This is a genomic window from Streptococcus parasanguinis (assembly GCF_015557775.1).
Lineage (GTDB): Bacteria > Bacillota > Bacilli > Lactobacillales > Streptococcaceae > Streptococcus > Streptococcus parasanguinis_AA.
Genome location: NZ_JADNOY010000012.1, coordinates 1 through 9079, shown reverse-complemented (window position 1 = coordinate 9079; position 9079 = coordinate 1). Strand labels below are relative to the sequence as shown.

Sequence of the window (9079 nt, the reverse complement as noted above, 5' to 3'; positions counted from 1 at the left end):
AAAGAGAGTGGGACAGAAATCGGTAATTCGTTAGAATTCGATTTCGTCGTCCCACCTCCGCACAGTTGAGTAGGGCTGTAAAAGCTGATGAAATCAGCGTAGTAGAGCCCACTCAACCACTGCGTATTGCTCGACAATCCAAAGATAATTAAGAGGCTAGGACTTTTGTCCCAGCCTCATTTTTTATAGTTATTAACGAAACAAGATGTTTGTTATATATTGAAACGACTAAAGGCTTAGTCAAAGTAAAGTAAGTCTTTGCTGGTTTCAGTGAAGAGTCCAAATCCGTCTTTTGTGACATAACCACAATCTTCGATACGGACACCGACTTTACCTGGAATATAGATTCCTGGTTCGACTGAGAAGCACATGCCTTCTTCAAGCACCATGTCATTTCCTTCCATAATAGAAGGAAATTCATGCACGTCCATTCCGATCCCGTGTCCGAGGCGGTGGTTGAAGTATTCACCATAGCCAGCTTTTTCGATGACGCTCCGTGCAGCACGGTCGACGTCATGTGCTGTTACACCTGGTTTGATCATGTCAATGGCTGCTTGTTGAGCTTCTAACGTCAAGTGGTAGATTTCTTTTTTGAAATCATCTGGTTTCCCAACAGCAACGGTACGAGTCATATCTGACGCATAACCATTTACCATACAGCCAAGGTCAAAGAGCAAGAGAGCATCGTTTTCGACTTTGTTGCTTCCAGGAATTCCGTGTGGGTTAGCTGCATTATTTCCAGTCAAGACCATGGTTTCAAAGCTCATTTCATAACCCAAGCGTTTGATACCAAAGTCGATTTCTGCTACGATATCAGTTTCTGTTTTATCCAGTGAAATGGCGTCGAATCCCATATTGACAGCCTTATCTGCATATTGACCAGCCACCAACATTTTTTGGATCTCATCAGCAGATTTGATCAAGCGCATGCGGTTAATCCGTGGTGTCAAGTTGGTAAATGTTGCTTTTTCAAAGACAGTACGCAAGCCATTGTATTTGGTAAGGATCAAGTTATCATATTCAAGTGCAACGGTTTTGGCATCTGGTTTTGCGATAGCCCCTTTAATCTTTTCCCATGGGTTTTCAGAATCCACATAGCCAACCACTTGGAAATCGACAACTGCAGTCGCCCGTTCCACTTCAAGGGCAGGAACGAAGAGAAGTGGTTCGTGGTCTGTGTAAACGAACAAGAAGAGTTGACGTTCGTGGGGATCACTGTAAAATCCAGTTAGGTAATTGATGGTGACAGGATCGGATACAACAGCGACATCTGTTTTTTCAGTTTCAAGAAAATCGACGATTTGATCTAATTTAGACATAATGCTACCTTCTTTCTATGGATCTATTTTGTCAAATTTTCCCCAAAAAAGCAAGAGTTTACAAAATTTTACCAAAATACTTGAAAGTGTTTACAATCCATGATAAAATAGGATTAATTAGAGAGTGAAAACGAAATTTTCAATAATGAAAGGAAATCTTATGAATACAGACGATACAGTAACGATTTATGATGTCGCCCGTGAAGCAGGGGTTTCAATGGCAACCGTTAGTCGTGTAGTGAATGGAAATAAGAACGTTAAAGAAAATACACGTAAAAAAGTATTAGAAGTGATCGAACGCTTGGATTACCGTCCAAATGCTGTTGCACGTGGTCTTGCCAGCAAGAAAACCACAACAGTCGGTGTTGTGATTCCAAACATTACCAACAGCTATTTCTCTACCTTGGCTAAGGGGATCGATGACATTGCTGAAATGTACAAGTACAACATCGTCCTTGCAAATAGCGATGAAGACGATGACAAAGAAGTTTCAGTAGTAAACAACCTCTTTTCAAAACAAGTGGATGGGATCATTTTCATGGGCTATCATTTGACAGAAAAGATTCGCTCAGAATTTTCACGCTCTCGGACGCCAGTTGTCCTTGCTGGGACAGTGGATGTTGAACACCAATTACCAAGTGTCAATATTGACTACAAGCAAGCAACCGTTGATGCTGTTACACAGTTGGCAAAACACAACAAGAAAATTGCTTTTGTAAGTGGCCCATTGGTGGATGATATCAATGGAAAAATTCGTTTGACAGGCTACAAAGAAGCTTTGAAAGCGAAAAAATTGAGCTATAGCGAAGGACTTGTGTTTGAATCCAAGTACCGTTACGATGAAGGTTACAACTTGGCAGAACGCATCATTGCGTCAAAAGCAACAGCTGCTTTTGTGACAGGTGATGAATTGGCTGCAGGTCTCTTGAACGGCTTGTCTGATCACGGTATCAAAGTACCAGAAGACTTTGAAATCATTACTAGTGATGATTCACAAGTAACACGTTACACGCGTCCAAATCTATCAACGATTGGCCAACCCTTGTATGACCTTGGTGCGATTAGTATGCGTATGTTGACCAAGATCATGCACAAAGAAGAGTTGGAAGAACGCGAAGTGTTGTTGTCTCATACGATCAACCAACGTGGAACGACGAAAAAATAAGGATTAGTAGACTAGAGTCTCGACTTGGGAAGACGTGTCTACTAGTCTGAGAGGTTAGAACAAAACTGTTCTAGCCTCTTTTTTATACTAGTAACAGGTAGAGACTTGCTGGGCACTCTTTATTTCGGTATAATAGAAGGTATGAAAGTTTTACTGTATTTAGAAGGAAAATCCGTATTACAAAAATCAGGAATTGGTCGAGCCTTGCAGCACCAAATGCATGCGCTTGATTTGGCTGGGATTCCGTATGCGACAGATATTTTAGGAGATTATGATGTGGTGCATATCAATACCTATGGCCCACGGAGTTTCCTTTTGCTCCATGCAGCAAAACGTCGTGGAAAGAAAGTCATCATGCATGGTCATTCAACCCGTGAGGATTTTGAAAATTCCTTTATCGGGTCTAACTTTTTTGCGCCCTTGTTTGGGAAGTATTTGGCTCACATGTACCAAAAGGCAGACTATGTGATCACGCCATCTGAGTATTCCAAACACTTGATCCAGTCCTATGGAGTGACGACTCCGATCATTGCTGTGTCCAATGGGATTGATTTGGAAAAATATAAAAAAGATCCGAAAAAAGAAGAGGTCTTTCGCAAGCATTTTAATATCCAAGAAGGCCAAAAGGTGGTCATTTGTGCAGGGCTGTATTTCAAACGCAAAGGGATTGAAGACTTCGTAGAAGTAGCCCGTCGCATGCCGGATGTGCGATTTATTTGGTTAGGTTCCATCAATAAATGGATTATCCCGCGCAAGATCCGCCGCCTAGTGGAAAAGGATCATCCTAGTAATGTGGAATTTCCTGGCTATTTCAAGGGAGCGGTCTTCCAAGGGGCTATGACGGGTTCAGATGCTTTCTTCTTCCCATCTTATGAAGAAACAGAAGGAATCGTTGTTTTGGAAGCCTTGGCCAGTCATCAGCACACGGTCTTGCGGGATATTCCAGTATACAATGGCTGGATCGACGAGACGTCATCTGAATTGTGCCATAATGTAGACGAATTTGTGGATTCCTTGAACAAGGTCTTGAACGGACAAGTAGACAAGCGGGAGGCGGCCTACAAGGTTGCTGAAAGTCGTTCGATCGACTTAGTGGCTCATCAATTGGTCGAAGCCTATCAAACAGTTTTGGAGATGTAAGATGCGTGTAGGGTTATTTACAGATACCTATTTCCCGCAAGTTTCGGGAGTGGCGACCAGTATTCGGACGCTCAAAACAGAATTAGAAAAATTGGGTCACACGGTCTTTATCTTTACGACAACGGATAAAGATGTCAACCGCTATGAAGATTGGCAGATCATTCGGATTCCAAGTGTGCCTTTCTTCGCCTTTAAGGACCGCCGCGTTGCTTATCGTGGCTTCTCAAAGGCGCTTGCCATTGCCAAGCAATACCAGCTGGATATTATCCATACCCAGACTGAGTTTTCACTGGGCCTTTTGGGAGTGTGGATTGGACGTGAGTTGCGGATTCCAGTCATTCATACCTATCATACCCAGTATGAGGACTATGTCCGCTATATTGCGAGAGGTATGGTCATTCGCCCAAGTATGGTCAAATACATTGTGAGAAGTTATATGAATGATCTGGATGGAGTGATCTGTCCAAGTGAGATCGTCTATGACTTGCTCCAAAAGTACAAGGTCAAGGCAGAAAAACGTATTATTCCGACAGGGATTGATTTGGCCAAGTTTGACCGGCCAGAAATTACTCCGACAGAGACAGCAGCCCTTCGTGAAAAATATGAAGTCGCAGAAGATGAAACGCTCTTATTGAGCCTGTCGCGGGTTTCTTATGAAAAGAATATTCAGGCTGTTATTGCGGCCCTTCCAGACGTCCTCAAGGTCAATCCAAAAGTTAAGTTGATCGTGGCTGGAGATGGTCCTTATTTGGATGATTTGAAAAAACAAGCGGCGAAACTTGGCGTATCAGATGCTATTGTCTTTACAGGGATGATCCAGCCAAATGAGACAGCTCTCTACTATAAGGCGGCTGACTTCTTTATTTCAGCTTCAACGAGTGAGACGCAAGGGTTGACCTATTTAGAGAGTATTGCGAGTGGTACCCCGATCATCGCTCATGGCAATCCTTATCTCGATCATGTGATTGATGATCCTATGTTTGGAAAGCTCTTTTATGAGGAGAGCGATCTGGCACAAGCGATTCTTGAAGCGATTGATGAGATGCCTGCAATCGATGAGACCAAGTGGGCAGAAAAGATTGATGATATTTCTGCAGCAACTTTTGGCCGTCGGGTCTACGAATTTTACCTGGATAAAATCATCTCGAAAGACTTTTCAAATGATTTGAATCCTGAGCAAAGTCGGGTTAAGCGGATGTCTAAGACCATTGTGAAAATCCCGACCAAGGTGATTGCTCTTCCGGTCAATGGATCTGTGAAGATGATGAAGGCTTCGGTCAAACAAGTGAAGAAAATCCGTAAAATCACGCATTTCTTTGATTGAAAACGAAACTTTTTCTTGCAAAATTTTTCAATCGTGCTATAATAACTGACAGAGACATATCAAATCTAGGAAATCTGATAGAGAGCGCGTGGGGCTGGAAATCGCGTAGAGGATAGGTTTGGGACTACTCGTGATTCTTTTATGCAAACATAAAACGGTGGCTACGTTAGAGCCAATCAGAGGTGTCCCTCTTTTTTGAGGAACATAAATGAAGGTGGAACCACGTTGCGACGTCCTTTCGAGGAGGTCGCTTTTTTGATTTCTTAATGAGAAAATCAAAAGGAGTGACGATTCCAATGTTCAAAGACACCTCCCACCCATTTAGCTACTAAAAACTTTATAAGGAGAAAATCATGATTAAGATTACTTTCCCAGATGGCGCTGTTCGTGAATTCGAATCTGGCGTTACTACTTTTGAAATTGCCCAATCTATCAGCAATTCTTTGGCTAAAAAAGCCCTTGCTGGTAAATTCAACGGCAAATTGATTGACACAACTCGTGCCATCACCGAAGATGGAAGCATTGAAATCGTGACATCTGATCACGAAGACGCTCTTCCAATCTTGCGTCACTCAGCGGCTCACTTGTTTGCCCAAGCAGCTCGTCGCCTCTTCCCAGATATCCACTTGGGTGTCGGTCCAGCGATCGAAGATGGTTTCTACTACGATACAGACAACCAAGCTGGTCAAATCTCTAACGAAGACCTTCCTCGTATCGAAGAAGAAATGAAGAAAATCGTGAAAGAAAACTTCCCATCTATTCGTGAAGAAGTGACCAAAGACCAAGCGCGTGAAATCTTCAAAAACGATCCATACAAATTAGAATTGATCGAAGAACACTCAGAAGACGAAGGTGGGTTAACGATCTACCGTCAAGGTGAATATGTAGACCTTTGCCGTGGCCCACACGTCCCATCAACAGGTCGCATCCAAATCTTCCACCTTCTCAACGTAGCTGGTGCTTACTGGCGTGGAAATAGCGACAATGCTATGATGCAACGGATCTACGGTACAGCTTGGTTTGACAAGAAAGACTTGAAGAACTACCTTCAAATGCGTGAAGAAGCCAAAGAACGTGACCACCGTAAACTTGGGAAAGAGCTTGACCTCTTCATGATTTCTCAAGAAGTTGGTCAAGGTCTTCCATTCTGGTTGCCAAATGGTGCGACCATCCGTCGTGAGTTGGAACGCTACATCGTTGATAAAGAAGTAGCAGCAGGCTACCAACACGTCTACACTCCACCAATTGCTTCTGTAGAACTGTATAAAACTTCAGGTCACTGGGATCACTACCGTGAAGACATGTTCCCACCAATGGATATGGGAGATGGAGAAGAGTTTGTTCTTCGTCCAATGAACTGCCCTCACCACATTGAAGTGTACAAACATCATGTGCATTCTTACCGTGAATTGCCAATCCGTATCGCTGAAATCGGTATGATGCACCGTTATGAAAAATCTGGTGCCCTTACAGGACTTCAACGTGTGCGTGAAATGTCTCTGAATGATGGTCATACCTTTGTGGCTCCAGAACAAATCGAGGAAGAATTCAAGAAGATCCTTCAATTGATCATCGATGTGTATGAAGACTTTAACTTGACAGATTATCGTTTCCGCTTATCTTACCGTGATCCTGAAGACAAACACAAATACTTTGATAACGATGAAATGTGGGAAAATGCTCAACGCATGTTGAAAGCAGCCGTTGATGATATGGGTGTTGAGTACTATGAAGCTGAAGGGGAAGCAGCCTTCTACGGACCAAAATTGGATATCCAAGTGAAAACAGCTCTTGGTAAAGAAGAAACTCTTTCAACTATCCAATTGGACTTCTTGCTTCCAGAACGCTTTGATCTTCATTACATTGGAGCAGACGGGGAAGAACACCGTCCAGTCATGATCCACCGTGGGGTAATCTCAACCATGGAACGCTTTACTGCGATCTTGATTGAAAACTACAAGGGAGCTTTCCCAACCTGGCTTGCGCCACACCAAGTAACCCTTATCCCAGTATCGAACGAAAAACACGTGGACTACGCTTGGGAAGTAGCTAAGAAACTTCGTGATCGTGGTGTTCGTGCTGATGTGGATGAACGCAATGAGAAAATGCAGTTCAAGATTCGTGCTTCTCAAACTCAAAAAATTCCTTACCAATTAATCGTTGGTGACAAGGAAATGGAAGAGCAGGCTGTAAACGTTCGCCGTTATGGTCAAAAAGAAACAGAAACCATGCCGGTAGATGCATTTGTAGAATTGATTCTTGCAGATATTGCAAATAAATCTCGTGTTGAGAAATAAAACGATCACAGTTTGAAAAATATTTTTTAGTAAGAAAAAGCAACAACTGAAATAGTTGTTGCTTTTTCTATTTTGTTTAACCTGAGCTAGTAGTGATCGGTCAAACCACCACAAATAGTATCCTCATCAACGATCCTTTCTATCCACTAACTTTTGGATATAGGATATCCCCCAAGATTTGCTTCCATGAGTTAGATAAGTTGACTATCCTCAATCCTTGTCTGCCTCAATTTCTTTTACGATGTTATCTTGTGAATCTTTTTCAGAGAGTTTTTGATCGATATACTTGTCAATGTTTTCGTAAAATTCCTTGGTCGCCTCACTATCTAATTTTGTCGAATTATGGACTTGATTGACTTTCAATTGAACAGATTCAATACCGTAAGAGGCTTGTTTTTGGCGAATGGTTTCTAATTCTTCTTCTGAAATCGGATCTCCAACAACCGTCAAGACCAATTCATTATTCCTTGACTTGTAGACTTGATTAATGACCGTATGATTAGCGAATTCTTTTCCTACAAACTGTTTGATCCCTTCTTTTCGCGCTTGATCCATCGTCAGAGTGACTGCTGAATAGCTGGCTGGAAGAACCAATAATACAATCAAGGATATCAGCCCAATTCTCATTTTCATGTTTAGCTCTTTAAATGAACTTAAAGGAGATTTTCTCATTAAAATTCTTGTTCCAACAATATTGGTTAGCATGATAAAGACACAGTTAATCAAGAAAAGATAGAGAGCCCCGAATAAAAATCGCACATTTCCATTAGCTAAACCATAGCCTGCAGTACAGATAGGTGGCATCAGAGCTGTTGCAATGGCTACGCCAGGCACGATATTGTTTGCTTCTTTTTTCCTTGAACCAATTACACCTGCTATCCCACCAGCAATAGCAATGAGAACATCCCAAATTGTTGGAGAGGTTCGTGCAATCAACTCGCTACTTGCATAAGATAAGGGAGAAATCCAGAAATATAGAGTCGATACAAGCAAACTGACCAATACTTGAGTAAATAAAACCTCTAGAGATTGCTTGATTAAACGCGTATCAAAAATAGCTAAACCAAACCCCAGTCCAACAATCGGTGTCATAAGAGGGGAAATCAGCATGGCTCCAATAATGACAGCTGTTGAATTCGTATTTAGACCTATAGAGGCAATAAAAATCGCACACATCAAAATCACTGTATCTCTTAATCGAACATGAAGGTCATCATATAGTTTCTCGCGGAATTCACGTGTTGAATAGTTTCTGGTCATTGGTTACTCCTTTTATTTCATATAATCTTGTTTCTGCATAGACGATGGTAGAGAGACCTCTGTCCAATCTTACATATTTTTAATTCTCACCTGTCATTCTTTTGAACATAATTTTTTAAATATCCATCAGTCCATCCTTGATATTATATCAAAAAGTTTACAGTCTTTCTCTGAAGAACTCAATCAATTTAAAAGATAGTGAAGGCAGAAATTTTTGTATCCTTATCCGAAGAAGAAAAACGTTATCTCCTCTGAAAGTAGATACCGTTTTGATGTTTAAACATGATGAGTTTGTAGCAGCAATCCTAGCAGATATCGCCAACAAATCACGTGTTGAGAAATAATGAAAAAATAAAAAGATTGAGGATAAAACAATCTAAAAAACCTTCCTTAGGTGAGCAAGAACGTCAGCGAACTTCTATGAAGTTCCAAAACTCCCGAGTGAGAGTGGGACAGAAATCGGTCATTCGTTAGAATTCGATTTCGTCGTCCCACCTCCGCACAGTTGAGTAGGGCTGTAAAAGCTGATGAAATCAGCGTAGTAGAGCCCACTCAACCACTGCGTCTTGCTCGA

6 protein-coding genes are annotated in these 9079 nt (G+C 41.7%); 4 read left to right on the top strand and 2 right to left on the bottom strand.

From position 1 onward, the window contains the following. Positions 1-236: 236 nt before the first annotated feature. A complete protein-coding gene (locus tag I2F76_RS10470) occupies positions 237-1319 on the bottom strand; it encodes a M24 family metallopeptidase (protein ID WP_003015591.1) in 1083 nt (360 codons plus the stop codon). A gap of 160 nt (positions 1320-1479) precedes the next feature. Here I2F76_RS10470 and ccpA point away from each other — a divergent pair, with 160 nt between their 5' ends. The 4 genes from ccpA to thrS all read left to right on the top strand — a co-directional run bounded on the left by ccpA (position 1480) and on the right by thrS (position 7245). Beyond that, positions 1480-2484 carry a catabolite control protein A gene (gene ccpA / locus I2F76_RS10465; protein ID WP_021153619.1) on the top strand — a complete coding sequence of 335 codons (1005 nt, stop codon included), beginning with the start codon at positions 1480-1482 and terminating at the stop codon, positions 2482-2484. 141 nt (positions 2485-2625) lie between these two features. Next, positions 2626-3624 (top strand): glycosyltransferase family 4 protein, encoded by a 999-nt coding sequence (locus I2F76_RS10460; protein WP_195487821.1) that lies wholly within the window; start codon positions 2626-2628, stop codon positions 3622-3624. Position 3625: 1 nt separating this feature from the next. Further along, complete coding sequence (locus I2F76_RS10455; protein ID WP_070588791.1) at positions 3626-4948, top strand: glycosyltransferase family 4 protein; 1323 nt, start codon at positions 3626-3628, stop codon at positions 4946-4948. 353 nt (positions 4949-5301) lie between these two features. After that, on the top strand, positions 5302-7245 hold the full coding sequence (gene thrS, locus I2F76_RS10450) for a threonine--tRNA ligase (RefSeq protein ID WP_195487820.1): 1944 nt from the start codon (positions 5302-5304) through the stop codon (positions 7243-7245). Positions 7246-7455: 210 nt separating this feature from the next. On the opposite strand, the gene I2F76_RS10445 is transcribed toward thrS, so the two are convergent. Continuing rightward, complete coding sequence (locus I2F76_RS10445; protein ID WP_195487819.1) at positions 7456-8505, bottom strand: DUF389 domain-containing protein; 1050 nt, start codon at positions 8503-8505, stop codon at positions 7456-7458. Between the last annotated feature and the right edge of the window lie 574 nt (positions 8506-9079).

Coding starts and splice junctions, on each gene's coding strand:
- thrS (WP_195487820.1), top strand. CDS start 5,302: ATGATTAAGATTACTTTCCCAGATGGCGCTGTTCGTGAATTCGAATCT.
- I2F76_RS10445 (WP_195487819.1), bottom strand. CDS start 8,505: ATGACCAGAAACTATTCAACACGTGAATTCCGCGAGAAACTATATGAT.
- I2F76_RS10455 (WP_070588791.1), top strand. CDS start 3,626: ATGCGTGTAGGGTTATTTACAGATACCTATTTCCCGCAAGTTTCGGGA.
- ccpA (WP_021153619.1), top strand. CDS start 1,480: ATGAATACAGACGATACAGTAACGATTTATGATGTCGCCCGTGAAGCA.
- I2F76_RS10470 (WP_003015591.1), bottom strand. CDS start 1,319: ATGTCTAAATTAGATCAAATCGTCGATTTTCTTGAAACTGAAAAAACA.
- I2F76_RS10460 (WP_195487821.1), top strand. CDS start 2,626: ATGAAAGTTTTACTGTATTTAGAAGGAAAATCCGTATTACAAAAATCA.